We start from the raw sequence: 16,887 nt of genomic DNA, 5'->3' as shown, positions 1-16,887 counted from the left end.
TCCGCCTCGACGACGGTCACGACCGCTTCGCCTGTCGTCGCCGACCGGCCGACTCGGTCGCCACTGGTGTGTCCCTCTACTCCACTCGCGGTGAGAACCCCCCGACTCCGCCGGTCGTGTACGGCCCGGTCACTGCTGTCGCCCGTCGGTCGGGTGTGTCGTGTCCGGTGCGTCTGTCGCGTCTGTCGTGGTCCCCCGCGGCGCGTCCGCGACCGCCCGCTCTAGGAACCGGTCGATCGCCGCCACCTCCGGTCTGTCACCACCGTGGGCCGCGTAGTCCACCCGCTCCGGCGGGACGATCGCCGGCCCGACGACGCCCGTCACCGTCGCCGACCCCTCGCCTGCCCGTTTGCGCTCCGCCAGCCGTCGCGCGGCCGCGACCCACTCCCGGTCGACGCCTCGCGCCCCCGGCGGATCCTCGGGCGTCTGTTCGCCGACGGCCGCTCCAGCCTCCGCCGCGCTCGGAGTCGGCAGCGTCGCCGCCGCGTCCACGAGCGCCGCGAACGACGCCGGTGACGGCGCGTGGTGTGCGAGCACATACCGCGCTGCCAGCCCGGCCCGCAGGACGTGGAGCGTTCGCTTGACGCTCCGGTCGACAGTCGACTCCCGGTAGCGCGTCGGCTTCGACAGTCGTTCCGTCGCCGGGGTGGGGGTGTCGCCCCCGGGGCCGTCCGCGTCGCCGTTCTCGGCGTCGCCTCCGCCACCACCCTTCGCCCCGTTCCCGTCCGGGTCGTACGGTCGCACCGTGTAGCCGTCTGCGTCTTCGTCCTCGATTACCCACACCGGGTCGTCGCCGTCGAGGAGCGTCCGCTGGAGGTACTTCCGGTACTGGTTGCGCGCCAGTGAGCGGTAGTGGTGGTACAACCCCACTGGGTCCACACCCTCCGCGACCGCCGTCTCCAACGCCGCGAGCGGCTCGTACGTCCGGTGTCGCACCGGGCTCGTCAGGAACGCTACCGCCGCCGGGTTCGACGACGACAACAGCTCCGCGAACCGGCGCACGTTCCACCCCGACAGCTCCAACGGCGGCTCCGTCGCCGGCTCCACCGACTCCACGTACCCCGCCAGGGTGACGTACCGTACCGACGGCTGGACGTACACCACCTGCACGTCGTGGTCGCTGTCCGGCCCCGCGAGCCCCCGCGACCGACTCCCCGTGTCCCTGGCCGCGAGGACGCGACACCCCACGTCGCGTTCGGTCGCCGCGAGCGCTCGTCGTAACCCTGGCGCCGTCGTCACACGCCCCCTGTGTCGCTCTCGTGTATAAAACGTCGGGGGTGGCAGGGTCGCCAGGGGTGTGTTCGCCGGGCGTGTCGTCGTGTGGTGCGAGAGCGCGGACGCGAGCGACGGGAACCAGGCGGGGCGGATACAGCAGAGTGGACGCGAGCGAGTTCCGGAGGACCGAGCGAACGGGTGCCCACGGACCGTCTCACTCCCGTTCACCCCGAGTCTCGCACTCCCCGGCCGAGCCTCTCGCTGGGTGCTCGGTCGAGTGGAGACAGTCCGGGGAGTGAGAACAGTCGGTGCGAGTCCGCTCCTGCCCGTAGCTCCTCGGAGATCGTGTGGGATCGGATTCGAACCACGGTCGCTCACTTCGTTCGCTCCCTGGTTCGGATTCGTTCCTGTCCGTTTGTCGCTGCGTTCGTTCACTGCGCGGGACCGGATTCGAACCACGGTCGCTCACTTCGTCCGTTCCCCGGTTCGGATTCGTTCCTGTCGTTTGTCGCTGCGTTTGTTCACTGCGCGGGACCGGATTCGAACCACGGTCGCTCACTTCGTTCGTTCCCAGGTTCGAATCGGCTCCTGCTCGTTCGTCGCTGCGTTCGTTCACTGCGCGGGACCGGATTCGAACCACGGTCGCTCACTTCGTTCGCTCCCTGGTTCGAATCGGCTCCTGCTCGTTCGTCGCTTCGCTCCTCACTGCGCGGGACCGGATTCGAACCGGCGGACTCCTACGAGACAGCGTCCTAAGCGCTGCGCCGTTGGCCTAGCTTGGCTACCCGCGCTCCGGCTGGTCACAGGTAACTGTGTGCCGTCTACACGCCGGAGAAACGGCCAGAGGTACAAAAGTACTACGTGACAGTGCGAAGTAACGTTACGAGGAAATCACAGCAGTCAGAGAGAAGTACTTACAGTTCGACGAACGGGATCGGTGGTGACGACCCGGTGAACTGTCGTAGGCTCGAACCACACGCCCCCCTGGGACGAGGCTGTACGCTACTGGTGACCGTGGGCTGTACGCGACTCGGTGCCACGGTGTTCGGCCAACCAGCGCCCGGTCCTCCCGCCGAGCTCCCCGAGCAACGCCGTCGCTCCGAAGATAAGAAGCACGAACCCAGCGAGAGAGGCGAGACTCACCGGTGTGAACCACGTCGGGTTCGAGAACTCGACGATAGACACCGCGAGGTCGTAACTCCCCCAGAGGATCGGAGTTCCCCCGATCAACCCGGCGCGGGCACCGACCTCACGTGTGTAACTCGATCGGTGCTCTGCCACGTACCCCAGTGCGAGCGTGACGAAGAGAATTGGGGTGACAGACACCTCAGATCCGGTCTCCCAGTAGCTAGTCGCTACGAGCACGGCAGAGAGTACACCCCCGACGACGCTGTACTTGCCGACGTGGCTTCTCCTCGGCTGTTCTGACTCGTACGGTTCCATCGTGCGTGAACTCTCAGTCCCCTGTACAAGTTATTTTGCATTTTTCCACCACATCCTAGCGGAGGCAAATCCGTGATAGAGGCTCAGTCGGATACAGACAGCAGCGCCCACTGTTTCACAGCCCCCGCTACCAACAGACCACACACGTCCCTCGGCTTCGTACTCCAGACATCGTTTGTCCCGGCTTAGGCACAGCTGGATGTCGAGGGTAGCCGCACCGACGTCGACTGAGCAACTTTCACACGCCTCCGAACAGGGCACCGAGCGGCTCGGTGTCCGATCGAGTGCTGTGGGTCACGAGCGAGTCCGCGCACGGTCGGTCGGGAGGAGTTCGGCGCGTCGGACTCCTCCGAGACGGCGTCGTAAGCGCCGGCCGTTGGCCCGAGTCGCCGGACACCGGCGGGCGACACGTCGTCGAACGTATCGTCTACTCGGTTAGCTGTGAGCGACACGACGGCTCCGACTGGTCCGATCGGCCAGCCACCCGCCGACTCTCGCGCCGACTTCTCCGAGCAACCCGGCCATTCCGAACCCGACGATCGTGAAGCCGCCGAGGAGCACGAGGCTCGCCCCCGTGAACCACGACGGGTTCGACAGCCCGACGCTGGACACCGCGAAGTCGTAGCTCGCCCAGAGGATCGGCAGTCCACCGACCACACCGACGCGAGCCCCGATTCCGTCACCGTACGCCGAGCGACGTTTCGCCACGTACCCGACGAGGAGGGCGACGAGCGCGACCGAGACGACCGACACCTCCGACCCCGTCTGCCAGTAGCTGAGAGCCACCGACGGGGCGGCGAGCAGTCCGCCGACGACACCGTACCGCCATCTCTGATCTCCACTCTGCTGTGTCGATTCGCTTGGGTCCATGCCATAGCTGTTTATCATTCATCCATATAAGCATTCTTGCTTGTTGCAGAGACAGAAGAACGGTCTGCTCGTCGAGAGAAAAAAACGTCGGGCGGCCGCACCGGCCGGCCCGGGCTGCCGTGGTCGAACGGACTGAACTCTGCCGGCCGACCCGAGCAGGAGGCTGCTCGGTTAGGCGCAGGCGGAGATGTTCGTCGTGTCGCAGTTCCAGCTGGTGATCTCCCAGACACAGCCCTCGGCCTCGAGGTCCACACAGTTCCGGTCCCAGTTGAAGCAGACCTCGATGTCGATGTACGCCGCCCCGCCGTTGAGCGAGAGGCTCCTGCAGTACTCCGAGCAGGTCACCGTCGTCGACTCCGACTGACCGAACACCGTCACGGTGAGCTCGGCTTCACACGGCGAGAAGCACACCTCCAGCGTGAAGTCGATGCCGGCGATGGTCGCGTCGATGCCCAGACAGTTCGTCTGGTCTTTGGTGAACGTCTCGGTGGTCTCGACCGAGCTCTCGCCGATCATGTCCTGGTTGATCCAGTCCTCGTTCCAGTCGTACCCCTCCTGTCGGGCCTTCTCTTCCCGCGTCAGCCGTTCGTCGGACGTCTCGCTGGTGTCCGGCAGTGCCGCACCGACGCCGGAGGCCATGGGGACGCCGACTGTCGCCACGGGCAGTGCCTTCAGGATGTCTCTGCGCTTCCGACCGCTGCTGTTGTCTTCCGACATGCACTCGGAGATATACGCGTCAGCATATATTAGTTACGGCTATTTCTGTGTGGAATAGACGTGTTATAGATTAGGACAAAGAATTCTCGATAGCTTTTCTTTCGCCTTTTCTCACAGTATTCTCTTCGACGGAGACGTGGTCGACCGCCCTGCCGGCGAAGATAATCGAGCCACGGGACGGAGACGCCGGCGGGACGTACCGGGCGGTTTCCGTTACGGAGCGTCACGAGTGAGTCCGCGCACGATCAGTTGGAAACATCGAAACGAATCGGGCAGTGTGTGACGGTGGGGCGTCACCTGGTCGGGCCCCTCAGAGAGTCGTCGACGTCGTCTGTGTCTCGGTGGCCAGACTGTGGCGCGTGAGGCGTTCGTCCGCGTCGGCGGCGGCGAACGTCTCCCGGCAGGTCGCCTCGAAGCGGCCACGCCCCCACGCGGGTGCGCGACAGAGTGGACGACGTGGCAGGTCGTCTCCGACTGGACCGACTGCCGTCACACCGCGCACGTCGGACGAGGGGACTCCGGGTTCGGGGCTCACCGACTCCGAGAACCAGACGGGCGTCGTCAGGCGCCCAGTAACGGCAGCCAGACCCCCGCGCCGCCGCTCGCGAACGCCAGTCCCGCACCGCCGAAGGAGACGGTGAAGCCGAGCGCCACTAACACTACCAGTGCTGTCTGTCGCCAGTCTCGTGTCGTGCCGTCTGCGCCGTGTGCCATCTACTGTCGTGCTCCCCGTAGCCCGTGTGTGCACCTTCGCCACACTTATTTCTTCTTCTGTAGGTCCGCACCGTTTCTGCCTCGGCAGCCGACAGTTCTTCCCGAGTTCGCCCGTACGTGTAGCTGTGTACCGAGCCAGAGACGAGGTGGACGAGGAGGAACACCTCGCCAGACTGCGCCAGGCGGCAGAGTCGTTGGACCTGCCGGCGACGGCGCGGTCGAACGCGACGGAGCTGTTCCTCACGAACGTCCCCGACGCCGAGCGGTCGAAGCCCGCCGTCGCCGCGGCCGCGTTGTACGCCGGCGCGCTCGTCGCCGGCGCTCAGCGACCCCAGACCGCCGTCGCCGACGCGATGGGGGTGACACGGCTGTCCGTCCAACAACACTGGAAGGAACTGCTCGACGACGCCGGGTTCGAGCCGCCGGAGTGGTGAGTTACTCTCGTGTCGCCGACCGACCCTCGCGGTCGGGCGTGAGGTTGCCGTGTTCGTCGATCTCGCCGCGGACGACCCGAGTCGAAGAGATCCGGTCGCCGTCTTCGGCAGGAACGTGATCCACCACCTCGATTCGGAGCGGGTCCAGCCCGCGTGACTCCCGGATCTCGTTGATCCGTTCGCCGCCGTCTGCCGTCTCCGGCGACACCACGAGCACGTCGAACTGCGGCTCGACCGCGATTCCCGTCGGCTCCGTCAGCTCTCGGACCGTGTACTCCCGGTCGTGGTCGGCCGCGAACGACGACAGCTCCGCGTCCAACGCGCGGCGCCGCTCCGCGAACGGCTCGACGTACCGTTCCGTGTGACGCGTCTCCGGCGCCAACTCGTCGGCGGTGAGCCCGACAGTCACGTCCCCGAGCTCGAACGCCCGAGCGAACAACGCACGGTGACCGTCGTGGATCGGATCGAACGTCCCACCCAGCGCCACGTCCATACTCGCGGGATGTGACGGTCGAACTTAAAACGGGCGTTCCGTCACGTTCGGCCCTCGTCGTCGTCTCCCTCCGGCGGGTCCGTCCCGACGCGGTCGACGCCCCCGTCGCGGTCCGTCTCGACCGTGATCCGCACCGGCTCCGACACCCCGTTCGTGTCGCCGCGCGACAGCCGCTCGTCCAGGTTGAACACCGTGTTCAGCCCCGACTGCACCTCGTCGACGACGCTGTCGACGAGTTCCGCCGGGGGGATCGCCTCGTACTCGTACGGGTTGTTGCCCGCGCCCGTCGACGCCCGTTTCCCCCGAGTGACGAACCCGTCGTCGTGTAGCTCCGCCAACGCCTCTCGGACGGTGCTGGGGTACAGATCCGTCCCGTCTGCCACCTCGTCGCTGGTCGACCCCGGCGACTGTCGCAGGAACGCGTAGATCCGCGCCCGTGTCTCCGTGTCCAACACCCACGCCAGGAGGTCGACGAGCCGTTCGTCGAAGCCGTCGGCGGCCGACGTAGCCGTCTCGCCGAACCGCTCTGCGGCGTCTCGGAGCCCCTCGCGCGGCCCGCCGTCGGGCTCTGTGTCGCCGTCGTCGTGCCCCCCTTCCCCCTCGGTCGTCTCCGACTGATCGTCGGTCATACCCTCACCCCGGAATCACGACTCCGCAGACAAAAACCTCGCGCGTTCGGGGGTCGACACGGCCGTGTCGGGCCGTCGACCACCGGCGTCGACTACAGCGCGTCGTCGATCACCGGCGCCACGTTCTCGAACGTCCGTTCGCCGGAGACGGCCTGCCCGTTCACGAACACGGCCGGCGTCCCCTCCACTCCGGTGTCGAGCCCGGTCTGTTTGTCGGCCTCGATCACTGGCCGGTAGGTGTCCCCGCGGGCGGCCTCGACTGCCGTACACGGATCCACGCCGGCGGCGTCTGCGGCGTCGCCGACCACCTGGAGACTGTAGTCGCTCTGTTGCTCGTACACTCGCTTCACGAAGTCGAAGAAGGTCGCCCCGTCGGTCGCCTCGTACACCGCGCGGCTGGCACTCGCCGTCCCCCACGCCCAGTCGCGCACCGGAATCGGGAAATCGTGGTGTTCGTACCGTACCTGGCCGTCGCCCAGGTACTCCTCGCGCAGCTGCGGGAAGTGCTCCGTGCTCCAAGTGGCACAGTGGGGACAGGAGAAGTCCTCCCACACCTGGACCGTCACGGCGGCGTCCGTCGGCCCCAGCGCCGGCTGTCCGGCCTCGGACACCGTCTCGCCGCCGTCTCCACAGCCGTACGAGGTACTACCGCCGGCACTGCCGCCGCCACCGCCGAGACAGCCGGCCGTCGCCAGCGTGCCACCGGCCGCGACCGCAGCGAGCCAGTCACGCCGTGTCGTAGATGGAGCGTCTCGTGTCACGGGTCTTCGGTAGATGCCCCGTGAACAAAACTCCCCCGACACGCCGGGACCGACGGAGCTACCCCACAGCCGACACACGGACGACCCGATGGACGACCACACCCGCGACTGTCTGGCCGCCGCCCGGGCCGGCGCCGCCCGAGCCTCGGCTGGGTTCCGTGCCGACCTGGACGCCGAGCGCAAAGGCGACGGCGTCGACAGCGTCACCGCTGCCGACCGTGCCGCCCAGCGTGTCGTGACCGACCGACTCGCCGCCGACTACCCCGCAGAGCCGGTGGTCGGCGAGGAGGGCTCGGCGCCCGACCGGGTTCCGGCGTCCAGCCCGGCGTGGGTCGTCGACCCCATCGACGGCACGGTCAACTTCGTCGGCGGCCACCCCGTCTGGGCGACGAGCGTCGCGCGCGTCGTCGACGGGGAGCCGGTCGCTGCCGCCACCGTCGCCCCCGCGCTGAACGACGCCTACGTCGCCGACGAGACGACCGCCTGGCGCGAGCCCGCCGGTGTCACTGCCGTCGAAGGTGACGACGGCGACGCTCCCGGCGGCGCTCACAGCGCCGTCAGCGACACCAGCGACGCCGCGGGCGACACCAGCGACGCCGCGGGCGACACCGACCGAACGAGACTGTCCGTCACGGCGGAGTCTGACCCGGGACAGTTCCTCGTCAACCCGTTGTTCGGCCCGAGCGCGAGCGATCGCGCCGCGTTCGCGGCCGTCGCGGAGCCGTTGCTCACACGGTTCGGCGACCTCCGGCGGCTGGGGTGTGCACAGCTCGTGCTCGCGGGCGTCGCGTCGGGACAGCTCCACGCTGCCGTCTCCACCGTCGAACTGAACGACTGGGACACGGTCGCGGGCGTCCACCTCGTCCGGCTCGCCGGCGGGCGCGTCACCGACGCCGGCGGCGACCGCTGGACGCCGGGCGCGACCGGGCTCGTCGCCTCGAACGGGCGAGCACACGAGGAACTGCTCGCCGTCACTCGGGAGTGAGAGACGGGGAGAACGACGACGGCACCTCGAACGCGACTACAGCGACTCGACCGCCTCGACGAGCTCGGACTTGTCGTGGACGCCGACGAGCCGCTCGGACTCCTCGCCGTCGGCCAGGAACTGGATCGTCGGGATCGACCGCACGCTCGCCTCGCTGGCCAGCTCCTGGTGGGCCTCGATGTCCAGCTTCAGGACGACCGCGTCCGTCTCCGCCGCCAGTTCGGCGACCGTCGGCTCCAGCATCTTGCACGGGCCACACCAGTCGGCGTAGTAGTCGACCACGACCGTCGGGTGCTCGGCGATCAGATCGTGGAACTGGTCGGTCGTGTCGACGTGAATCGGCTCACTCGTGTCGGCTACGCTGCTCATACTGCCGCTACGTGAGGGAGGGTATTAACAGGCGACGGTGTGTGAGCCGGCCGTACACGAGCGACTACTCGACGGCGTACGAGAGGACGACCCCGTCGTCCAGTCGGTCGACCGCCTGGAGCGCGAGCTCGGGGAACGACGCCCGGTCGACGAACCCCTCGCCGTCGGCGAGTGTGGGGGCGTCTCGGCCGCCGATCACGAGCGACCCGACGTACACGGTCAGCTCGTCGACGACGCCGGCGTCGAACAACGAGAAGATCAGCTCCCCGCCGCCCTCGACCATCAGACGGTCGACGCCGTGATCGGCCAGCGCGGCGAGTGCGGGCTGCGGTGCCGTCTGTTCTTCGCCGGCGACGAGCACCGTCGCCCCCGCCGCCCGGAGTCGCTCTCGGTCGGCCGTCGGGGCCGCCTCGCTCGCCAGGACGTACGTCTCGGCGTCGCCCGCGAGCAGCCTGGCGTCCGACGGCGTCCGGGCGCGAGAGTCGAACACGACCCGGGCGGGCGCCGGCGGTCGGCCGGCTTCGCGGCGCGCGGCGGCACGGTCGCTGTCGTCTAACCCGAGCCGCGGGTCGTCCGCGAGGACGGTGCCGACACCGACCGCGACGGCGTCAGCCTCCGCCCGGATCTCGTCCACGCGGTCGAAGTCCTCGGGGCCGGAGATCCGGACCTGTTCGCGGCGCGGCGTCGACAGCTTCCCGTCGACGGAGACGGCGGCGTTGACGTGGACGTACACGCCTCAGGTTCCCATCGGTGTCTTCTGGTCGATCTCGATCTCGACGTGGACCGCGTCGTGGAAGTCCATGTGGCCGACCTGGCCGGCGATGTCGTCGCTGCCGTGGATCTCCAGTTCGCGTCGGTACACCTCGTAGGCCCAGGTGTCGACCTCGCTGTCGGGCGCGAGATCACCGTGGAGCGGCACCCGGACGAGGTCCGAAGGGTGAGTGTGTGGCCCCTTGCACTTGACACCCTTCCGGCGGAGCATCTCGACCAACTCGTCGACGGTGTCGTCCAGCGCGTCGCGGTCCCCGCTCTGGAAGCGGAGCTTGGTGACGAACGTCATCTGACAGGAGCGAAGTCGTGCGAGGGGAAAAGCACACCTACCCGGGCCGGCCGTGTGAGCCGTCGTCGTGGCGATGGACACCTCTCGCCTCCGACATTCATTTAACAGGCTGTTCCGTACCGTGGGGTAATGTCAGTCGAAGCGACGAGCGCTGGAGCCATCCTCTTCCGCGACACTCGCGGCCGCCGGGAGTACCTCCTCCTGAAGAGCCGGCCCGGGGACTGGGAGTTCCCGAAGGGCGGGGTCGAGGGGGAAGAGGAGCTCCAGCAGACTGCGATTCGGGAGGTGAAAGAGGAGGCCGGCATCGAGAACTTCCGTCTGATCGACGGGTTCCGCGAGGAGTACGACTACGTGTTCGAGGCGGGCGGCAACACGATCCACAAGACCGTCCACCTGTTCATCGCCCACTCGTACGAGGCGTCGGCGGAGCTGTCGAACGAACACCGCGACCTCCAGTGGCGCGACTACGACCAGGCGGTCAACACGATCACCCAGGACGGGCCACGCGACATTCTCGACGAGGCCCACGACTACCTGGACGAACTCCGCGAGGAGACGGACGGCGACTACATCCTCCAGGCGGAGGGGTAGTCCCGCACTGCGGAAACTCCGAGTCCGTCGTCGGGGGTTCCAGACAGTTCAAGAGCCCCGCGTGCGTCTGTGAACGTATGCCAGACACGGAACTGAATCTGTTAGACGAGTCGGTCGTCCCCGAACACGCCCGCGGCGTGAAGCGAGAGGCCCGCGAGTTCGCAGACGAGGAGATCGCCCCGGTCGCCGCCGACTACTACGACGCCGGTGACTACCCCTGGGAGGTGTTGGAGGCGGGGCAGGAGGCCGGACTCGTCGCCGCGGACATCCCCGAGGAGTACGGCGGTCGCGGGTTCGACCTGGAACAGATCCTGGCGATGGCCGAGGAGTTCTACCGCGCGGACGCCGGCATCGGGCTGACGCTGATGCTGGCGTCGTTCGGGACGGAGCTCGTCGAGACGTACGGCTCCGAGGAGCTCAAACAGGAGTACCTCCCGCCGGTCGCGGCCGGCGAGCAGCTGTCGGGGCTGGCCGTCTCCGAGCCGGAGACCGGCTCGGACCTGGCCGGGATGACGACGGCGGCGGAGAAGGTGGAGGGCGGCTACGAGATCACCGGCGAGAAGTACTGGGTCGGCAACGGCGTCGAGGCGGACTGGCTCACCGTCTACGCCAAGACCGGCGACTCCGAGGACCGCTACGGCAACTACTCGTTGTTCGTCGTGGAGACGGACCGCGACGGCTACGAGGCCGAACACATCCCGGAGAAGATGGGGATGCGCGCGTCGAAGCAGGCCCACATCGTCTTCGACGACTGTTTCGTCCCCGAGGAGAATCGGGTAGGGCCGGAGGGCTCCGGCTTCTACGCGCTCGCGGACTTCTTCAACCACGGGCGCGTCGTCGTCGGCGGCCACGGAATCGGGCTCGCCGCGGCTGCCGTCGAGGAGGCGTGGGACTTCGTCCACGGGCGCAACGCCTTCGGCCGCAACGTCTCCGAGTTCCAGGCGGTCCAACACGACCTCGCGGACATGCGGACGGAGTTCGAGGCCGCCCGCTCGCTCAACTGGCGGGCCGCCGAGAAGGTGGAACACGGGGAGCAGTCCGGGCTGTGGGCCGCGATGGCGAAGATGAAGTCGACGGAGACGGCCGTCGACTGCGCCGAGCGGGGGATGCAGCTCCACGGCGGCCGGTCGATCCTGTTGGAGAACCGTATTTCACGGGTGTACCGTGACGTTCGGATCCCGGTGATCTACGAGGGCGCCAACGAGATCCAACGCAACCTGATCTACCGGCAGTCGTAGCGACCCCGACGTTCAAGTACCGGAACGGAACCAGTGGAGGGCGTGCCAGACAGCACAGACCGGCTCCCGGACGCGCTCGCCCCCGAGTGGCGACGACTCTTCCTCGTCGCCGTCGTCGCCACGCTCGTCGGTGTCGCCGGCACGCAACTGCTGACCCCAGAGCCACCCCCCGTCTCGGCCGACACGCCGGACACGACGACCGTCTCTGCGGACGTGTTGGACGCCCGGACCCCGACCCCGGTGTCGCCGAGCGCGACCGCCGCGACCGTCGGCGGGACGGACACCCCACTCCCCACAGTGGCGACACTGTCACCGACACAGACGAGACGGCCGACGGTCACTGCGACCGCGACGGCCACGCCGACGACCGCGACACCCGCCTCGTCGACGACGCCTCCGCCCCGGTTCACGCCGTCGACGACGCCTCCGCCTCGGTCCACCTCGTCGGCGACACCGACACCCGACCGCGGCCCTGGGGTGGTGATCCTCACGATCCAGGCGGACGCCCCGGGGACGGAACGCGAGAACCTCGGTCGGGAGTTCGTCGTCTTCCACAACCCCGGTCGACGGCCGCTCCAGGTCGGCAACTGGACGGTCGCGGACGCGGACGGTCACCGCTACCGGTTCCCGTCGCGTGCAGTCGTCGCCGGCGGCGAGACCGTCACCCTCCACACCGGGCGGGGACGCGACGGCCCCAGACACCGGTACTGGAACCGGTCGACCCCCGTGTGGAACAACGGGGGTGACGTAGTGATCGTCCGGGACGCGGACGGAGACGTGCGGGCGCGGCAGGCGTACGGTGACGCGACGAGCCAGGGGGTGGAGTTTTTCGGCCGGGGCGACGTACGCGAGCGCGTGGACCCGGATGTCGCGCGGGAACGGATGGTCGCGCGGCTCCAGCGGCTGGATCGGGTGGAGCGACCGGAGACGGTCACGGCGTTGCGGTCCGTGCCGCGCCACGAGTTCCTCCCCGACGAGTCCGTCGCGGCGGCGTACGCCGACCGCCCGCGTCCCATCGACGCCGGTCAGACGATCAGTGCGCCCCACGCCGTCGCGTGGATCACGGACCTGTTGGGGCTGTCGGCCGGCGACCGGGTGTTGGAGATCGGCACCGGCTGCGGCTACCACGCTGCCGTGACGGCTGCGGTCGTCGACCGTGGGCCCGTCTACTCCGTGGAGTACCGCGAGGAGCTGGCGCGGGCCGCCCGCGAGCGGTTCGACAGAGTCGGCCGTGACGTGCGGGTCCGGGTGGGCGACGGTCACGAGGGGTGGGCGGAGCACGCCCCGTACGACGCCGCCTACCTGACGTGTGCGCCGCCGGTCGTCCCGCAGGCGGTGATCGACCAAGTTCGACCCGGCGGTCGGGTCGTCGCTCCGGTCGGCACCGGCTCACAGCAGCTCGTCCGGCTCCACGTCGAGTCGGGCGGCGTCCGCCGGGAGGAACACGGCGACGTCCGGTTCGTGACGATGGCCGGCGACGAGTGAGCAACGTTATGTCTCTCGACTCGCTGAGATCGGACGTGTCACTCGCAGACGACACGGAACTGGCACGACTGCTGTGTGTCCGGGCCGCCCGGGAGACGGGCCTGCTCGCGGCGTACCTGGAGTCGGCCGGCACGCCGGCGGAGGCGGCGGCAGCCGCAGACGTGACGGAGCCCAGCGCTCGCGTCACCGGGCGCGTGCTCGCCGAGATGGGTGTGCTCCGTCGGATCGACGGGGAGTACGAGCCGACGAACGGCGCGCTCGGACTGTTGACGAAGCGCGACCCACGGTCCGTCGGCGACCTCCCGCACAGACTCGACGTGCTCGACACGCTCGTCGCGCTGCCGGAGACGATGGAGACGGGCGTCCCGCCGACGCTGCCGGACGACTGGAACGACAACCAGGTGGGGGCCGGCGAGACGGTGTCGGAGGCGACACGGCGGGCGGTCGTCACGGCGGCGCTGCGGAGCCACCCGGAGGCGGCGTCGGTGGTCGACGTGTGTGGCGGCGCGGGGGCGTACGCCGCCGAGTTCCGCGAGCGCGGGCTGGAGGCCACCCTCGTCGAGTCCAGCGAGGTGATCGAGGCCGTCCGGCCGTTGGCGGAGAGCCGCGGGCTGGACGTGTTCGCCGGGCCGGTGTCGGAGCTCAACTGGACGTTCGACATCGGCTTCCTCGCGGACGACGTGACGGCGATGCGGGAGACGGAGGCGGCCGCGACCGTCGAGGCGCTCGCGGAGTACGTCGCCGACGACGGACGGCTGGTCGTCGTCGACCGGTTCGAGGGGCCGGCCGCGACCGCCGCCGCCGTCCGGAGTCTGGCGGCCGGCAACGGGGACGTGCCCGCGCCGGAGACGGTCGGCGACTGGCTCCGGGCGGCGGGGTTCGACACCGTCGACCACGAGCCAGTCCCGGGGACGGACCGGGTCGCGATCGTCGGCAGCCGGGCGTGACGCCGCGCGTGTTCACACGTTAACCACCGGTTATTACTCCCGGTCTCCCCCACCGAGAGGCGTGACCGAACCTGACACCGACGACCGTGTGACGCCGCCGGAGATCGGCCCGGAGGACCCGCTCGTGTTGGACGACGACCGTTTCCACGACGGCAACGTCTGTCTCGTCACCGGGGCGGCCTCCGGGATCGGCCGGGCGGTCGCGCTCGCCGCGGCCGCGAACGGGCTCGGCGTCGTCGGCGTCGACGTGGACGCCGACGGGCTCGCCGAGACGGCCGACCGCGTCGCCGACTGTTCGTTCCCCGGGCCGTTCCACGCCGTCGAGACGGACCTGACGGACGACGACGCCGTACGCGCGGCCGTCGAGACCGCCCGCGACCACGGCGAGGTGACGTTCCTGGCGAACGTCGCCGGGCTCCAACACGTCGCGCCCGTGGAGTCGTTCCCGATGGACGACTACGACCTGCTCCAGGCGGTCATGGTCCGGGCGCCGACGCTGCTGGCGAAGCTGTGTGTCCCCGACTTCCGCGAACACGACCACGACTGCGCGGTCGGGAACATGGCGTCCGTCCACGGCCACTACGTCACTGCCGACAAGGTGGCGTACAACGTCGCCAAGTTCGGCGTCCGCGGGCTGACGAACTCGCTGGCGGCCGAGAGCGACGGCGACTTCCGCGCCTTCTCCGTGTCCACCGGCTACGTGAAGACGCCGCTCGTCACCGACCAGATCCCCGACACCGCCGAACAACGCGGCATCTCCGTCGACGAGGTCGTGGAGGACGTGATGCTCGGGCAGGCCCGCGCGTCGGAGCTGATGGAACCGGTGGAGGTGGCCAACCAGTTCGTGTACGGCTTCTCCGAGCACGCCGCTCACCTGAACGGCGCGGACCTGCTGCACGACGACGGGATGGTGAACACGTACGAGTGAGCGGGACAAGTAGCGCGGCTGTTGACACCGTTCAACCGATGGGGACAGCAGTTGGACCGGCGACGAGCGTCGGCTTGATTCTACGGTCGTAGAACAGCTTTCTGGGCGGCCCTCTCCCCAGTTGAAAGATGTCTTGTGTTTGGAGACGTACTTACATCGTATTCAGATGAATTCGTTGCTGATCGGCGGTGACGAGTACAAGAGGTCGGTTGCCTTCGACGCGACAGAAGAAAGCGGAACCTTGGTCACAGTCGGTGTTGCGGTGACACGAGAGCAGGAAGCGCAACTGCTCAACATCTGTTGTGACGAACAAAACGAGCAGTACAAGCCGTTCGCCACGAAGTCCCGTCAACTCAACCTGAACGAGGTCCCTGTGGGTGAGCTGATCAGGCGATTCCCGGGAAGAATTGCTATCGGTCGCTGCACAGAGCCCCCCAATCAGGACTTACAGGCGGAGGCTGCGCACTCAGCAGTCCTATACAACAAACTCAATCCGTTCGAGTCGGCAACCGCGGTGATTGCCGATGGTGACGAGAGACAGGCAGAACGGCTTGGAAGGGCACTGAAGACACTGCGTATCAGGGACACGCCCGCGGTTCCCTGCCACAGGTCCGAGTCTTATTACCCACAGTCGTACTTTGCGGATCTACTCGCGGCTGCAATTGCCAGAGATTGCGAGATCACTAGCAGCGACCTACAAGAGGAGTGCGAGCTGTGGACAGCAGCCAGTGACAACGGAGATCGGTTTTGGGAAGTGTACAACAAAGTTGGAGCCGGTCGGCACAGCTACCAGGTTCCCACTCGTGAAGAGAGACTGGCAAATAAACAGTCAACGCGGGCAAAAGCCTGGTTTAATGGCTGCTTCGGGAGCAATAGCGGAGAATTGCTACAGACAAACAGCACGCGGCGGGTTAAGAACTGGTTGTGGCGGAACGAATACGCTGCTGCCGCTGAGCGGATTTCGTAGACAGCAAGGTGTGCGTGTTCCCGCCCTCGTCCCCGTTTTCCCGCGAGACCTATCCAGTGCGGCGTCGCAAACCCTTGTGCTCACCCGGAAGGGCAAGCGTGTGAGTCGAATTTCAAAGCTTCGTTCGGTCTCGCGTCTTACCTCTCGGCAGGGACGATGAGACGGGCTCTCAACGCCCGCACCAGCGCTCGGATATGACGATAAGACGCCAAAGGTTATAAATCTTTTTCTGATCGTCGGGCAGGCGACCCCCGCCGAACACCGTGTCACTCACTACCGTCGCGTCGGTCGAGCGTCAGCGTCGGTGCGAAGAGAAACCGCGAGGGAGGAGCGCGGGACCGCGAGCCGCGCGGCGGTCAGTCCGCCGCGCCGGCGGTCGTCGCCGGCGACGCCGGCGGGGTCTCGACGGCCGTGTGCAGCAGCGACGAGAGGGCGGCGAGTGCCTCGTCGCGCTCGGTCGGGGTGAGGACGTACTCCTCTGCGGGGACGCCGGTCTCCAGCGCCCGCGACTCCGGCAGTTCCGACTCGTCGACGACGGTCGCTGCCTCCAGGTCCGCCATCGCCTCCCCGACGGCCGCGACGAGCGTCAGCGTCTGCTCGCCGTCGCCCCGGCCGTGGTCGAGTCGCTGTTGGGTCTCGACACAGAGTGTCACCAACTCCTCGATCCTGGTCTCCGGGAGGCGGGTGTCGCGCAGGCTGTCGATGGACGCGCCGTAGTCGGACTGCAGTCGCTGCCGGGAGATGTCGGTCGATACGTCGGGCTCGGCCGTGCCGTCACGCTTTTGTGACGGAGAATCGTTCGAACACATGTCGTGTGAGCCGCGCACGACACGCAGGGTGAGGGTGTTAAGGGCACCCTCGCCACTTTTGCAGTGACGACGCCCGCGTGTCGTACTTAGACTGTGGTCTCGTTGGCTTTTATATCTTACCGTTTTAGAGAGTTTAGGCTATATTCGAAAGAATTGGTGAGTCGCGTGTTGCGCGAACGGACAGGTGGACAGCAGTCTACCTGCTATATTTATGTAGTGAACTATCCGTTCT

General features: G+C 67.8%; 20 protein-coding genes and 1 tRNA gene. 8 read left to right on the top strand and 13 right to left on the bottom strand.

Going from position 1 to position 16,887, the window contains the following annotated elements; translation table 11 throughout:
- Nucleotides 1-129 precede the first annotated feature (129 nt).
- The 6 genes from RYH79_RS05825 to RYH79_RS05800 form a co-directional block, all read right to left on the bottom strand.
- Nucleotides 130-1,239 carry a DNA polymerase beta superfamily protein gene (locus RYH79_RS05825; protein WP_370897145.1) on the bottom strand — a complete coding sequence of 370 codons (1,110 nt, stop codon included), beginning with the start codon at nt 1,237-1,239 and terminating at the stop codon, nt 130-132.
- A 682-nt stretch (nt 1,240-1,921) separates the two neighbouring features.
- Nucleotides 1,922-2,006 (bottom strand) — tRNA-Leu (locus RYH79_RS05820).
- Nucleotides 2,007-2,217: 211 nt separating this feature from the next.
- Nucleotides 2,218-2,658, bottom strand: coding sequence for a DUF5518 domain-containing protein (locus RYH79_RS05815; protein ID WP_370897143.1), 441 nt, complete (start codon nt 2,656-2,658; stop codon nt 2,218-2,220).
- Between the two features lie 435 nt (nt 2,659-3,093).
- The gene (locus tag RYH79_RS05810; protein WP_370897141.1) at nt 3,094-3,528 is read right to left on the bottom strand and encodes a DUF5518 domain-containing protein; all 435 of its coding nucleotides are present in this window, start codon (nt 3,526-3,528) and stop codon (nt 3,094-3,096) included.
- Nucleotides 3,529-3,699: 171 nt separating this feature from the next.
- Entirely contained in the window at nt 3,700-4,245 is a 546-nt protein-coding gene (locus tag RYH79_RS05805) for a hypothetical protein (protein WP_370897139.1), read from the bottom strand.
- 561 nt (nt 4,246-4,806) lie between these two features.
- Nucleotides 4,807-4,959, bottom strand: coding sequence for a hypothetical protein (locus RYH79_RS05800; RefSeq protein WP_370897138.1), 153 nt, complete (start codon nt 4,957-4,959; stop codon nt 4,807-4,809).
- A gap of 125 nt (nt 4,960-5,084) precedes the next feature.
- Between RYH79_RS05800 and RYH79_RS05795 the strand changes: the two genes are divergently transcribed.
- Nucleotides 5,085-5,393 (top strand): transcription initiation factor IIB family protein, encoded by a 309-nt coding sequence (locus RYH79_RS05795; RefSeq protein WP_370897136.1) that lies wholly within the window; start codon nt 5,085-5,087, stop codon nt 5,391-5,393.
- Between the two features lies 1 nt (nt 5,394).
- Here the strand turns inward: RYH79_RS05795 and RYH79_RS05790 are convergent, their stop codons facing one another.
- The 3 genes from RYH79_RS05790 to RYH79_RS05780 all read right to left on the bottom strand — a co-directional run bounded on the left by RYH79_RS05790 (nt 5,395) and on the right by RYH79_RS05780 (nt 7,276).
- Nucleotides 5,395-5,886, bottom strand: a complete 492-nt coding sequence (locus RYH79_RS05790) for a phosphopantetheine adenylyltransferase (RefSeq protein WP_370897134.1) — start codon at nt 5,884-5,886, stop codon at nt 5,395-5,397.
- A gap of 41 nt (nt 5,887-5,927) precedes the next feature.
- Nucleotides 5,928-6,515 carry a helix-turn-helix domain-containing protein gene (locus RYH79_RS05785; protein ID WP_370897132.1) on the bottom strand — a complete coding sequence of 196 codons (588 nt, stop codon included), beginning with the start codon at nt 6,513-6,515 and terminating at the stop codon, nt 5,928-5,930.
- Nucleotides 6,516-6,607: 92 nt separating this feature from the next.
- A complete protein-coding gene (locus tag RYH79_RS05780) occupies nt 6,608-7,276 on the bottom strand; it encodes a DsbA family protein (protein WP_370897130.1) in 669 nt (222 codons plus the stop codon).
- Nucleotides 7,277-7,289: 13 nt separating this feature from the next.
- Here RYH79_RS05780 and RYH79_RS05775 point away from each other — a divergent pair, with 13 nt between their 5' ends.
- Entirely contained in the window at nt 7,290-8,261 is a 972-nt protein-coding gene (locus RYH79_RS05775; protein ID WP_370897128.1) for an inositol monophosphatase family protein, read from the top strand.
- A gap of 36 nt (nt 8,262-8,297) precedes the next feature.
- On the opposite strand, the gene trxA is transcribed toward RYH79_RS05775, so the two are convergent.
- The 3 genes from trxA to RYH79_RS05760 form a co-directional block, all read right to left on the bottom strand.
- The gene (gene trxA, locus RYH79_RS05770) at nt 8,298-8,630 is read right to left on the bottom strand and encodes a thioredoxin (RefSeq protein ID WP_370897126.1); all 333 of its coding nucleotides are present in this window, start codon (nt 8,628-8,630) and stop codon (nt 8,298-8,300) included.
- 64 nt (nt 8,631-8,694) lie between these two features.
- A complete protein-coding gene (locus RYH79_RS05765; RefSeq protein WP_370897124.1) occupies nt 8,695-9,363 on the bottom strand; it encodes a 2,5-diamino-6-(ribosylamino)-4(3H)-pyrimidinone 5'-phosphate reductase in 669 nt (222 codons plus the stop codon).
- 3 nt (nt 9,364-9,366) lie between these two features.
- Nucleotides 9,367-9,690, bottom strand: coding sequence for a 30S ribosomal protein S10 (locus tag RYH79_RS05760; RefSeq protein ID WP_370897122.1), 324 nt, complete (start codon nt 9,688-9,690; stop codon nt 9,367-9,369).
- A 129-nt stretch (nt 9,691-9,819) separates the two neighbouring features.
- On the opposite strand from RYH79_RS05760, the gene RYH79_RS05755 reads away from it, so the two are divergent.
- The 6 genes from RYH79_RS05755 to RYH79_RS05730 all read left to right on the top strand — a co-directional run bounded on the left by RYH79_RS05755 (nt 9,820) and on the right by RYH79_RS05730 (nt 15,846).
- A complete protein-coding gene (locus RYH79_RS05755; RefSeq protein WP_370897120.1) occupies nt 9,820-10,281 on the top strand; it encodes a bis(5'-nucleosyl)-tetraphosphatase in 462 nt (153 codons plus the stop codon).
- A gap of 92 nt (nt 10,282-10,373) precedes the next feature.
- Nucleotides 10,374-11,519 carry an acyl-CoA dehydrogenase family protein gene (locus RYH79_RS05750; RefSeq protein WP_370900783.1) on the top strand — a complete coding sequence of 382 codons (1,146 nt, stop codon included), beginning with the start codon at nt 10,374-10,376 and terminating at the stop codon, nt 11,517-11,519.
- A gap of 42 nt (nt 11,520-11,561) precedes the next feature.
- Nucleotides 11,562-13,004 carry a protein-L-isoaspartate O-methyltransferase gene (gene pcm, locus RYH79_RS05745; protein ID WP_370897118.1) on the top strand — a complete coding sequence of 481 codons (1,443 nt, stop codon included), beginning with the start codon at nt 11,562-11,564 and terminating at the stop codon, nt 13,002-13,004.
- 35 nt (nt 13,005-13,039) lie between these two features.
- Nucleotides 13,040-13,951 (top strand): class I SAM-dependent methyltransferase, encoded by a 912-nt coding sequence (locus RYH79_RS05740; protein ID WP_370897116.1) that lies wholly within the window; start codon nt 13,040-13,042, stop codon nt 13,949-13,951.
- 61 nt (nt 13,952-14,012) lie between these two features.
- Nucleotides 14,013-14,879: an SDR family oxidoreductase gene (locus RYH79_RS05735; protein ID WP_370897114.1), complete on the top strand. Its 867-nt coding sequence runs from the start codon at nt 14,013-14,015 to the stop codon at nt 14,877-14,879.
- A 166-nt stretch (nt 14,880-15,045) separates the two neighbouring features.
- Nucleotides 15,046-15,846 (top strand): hypothetical protein, encoded by an 801-nt coding sequence (locus tag RYH79_RS05730; protein WP_370897112.1) that lies wholly within the window; start codon nt 15,046-15,048, stop codon nt 15,844-15,846.
- Between the two features lie 356 nt (nt 15,847-16,202).
- Here RYH79_RS05730 and RYH79_RS05725 read toward each other — a convergent pair whose 3' ends face one another.
- Nucleotides 16,203-16,655 carry a hypothetical protein gene (locus tag RYH79_RS05725; protein ID WP_370897110.1) on the bottom strand — a complete coding sequence of 151 codons (453 nt, stop codon included), beginning with the start codon at nt 16,653-16,655 and terminating at the stop codon, nt 16,203-16,205.
- Nucleotides 16,656-16,887: the final 232 nt, after the last annotated feature.

Origin of the sequence: Halobaculum sp. MBLA0143 (assembly GCF_041361465.1) — an archaeon.
Classification (GTDB): Archaea; Halobacteriota; Halobacteria; order Halobacteriales; family Haloferacaceae; genus JAHENP01.
Note: the sequence above shows the minus strand (reverse complement) of the source record. Positions and strands in the feature narration are given on the sequence as shown.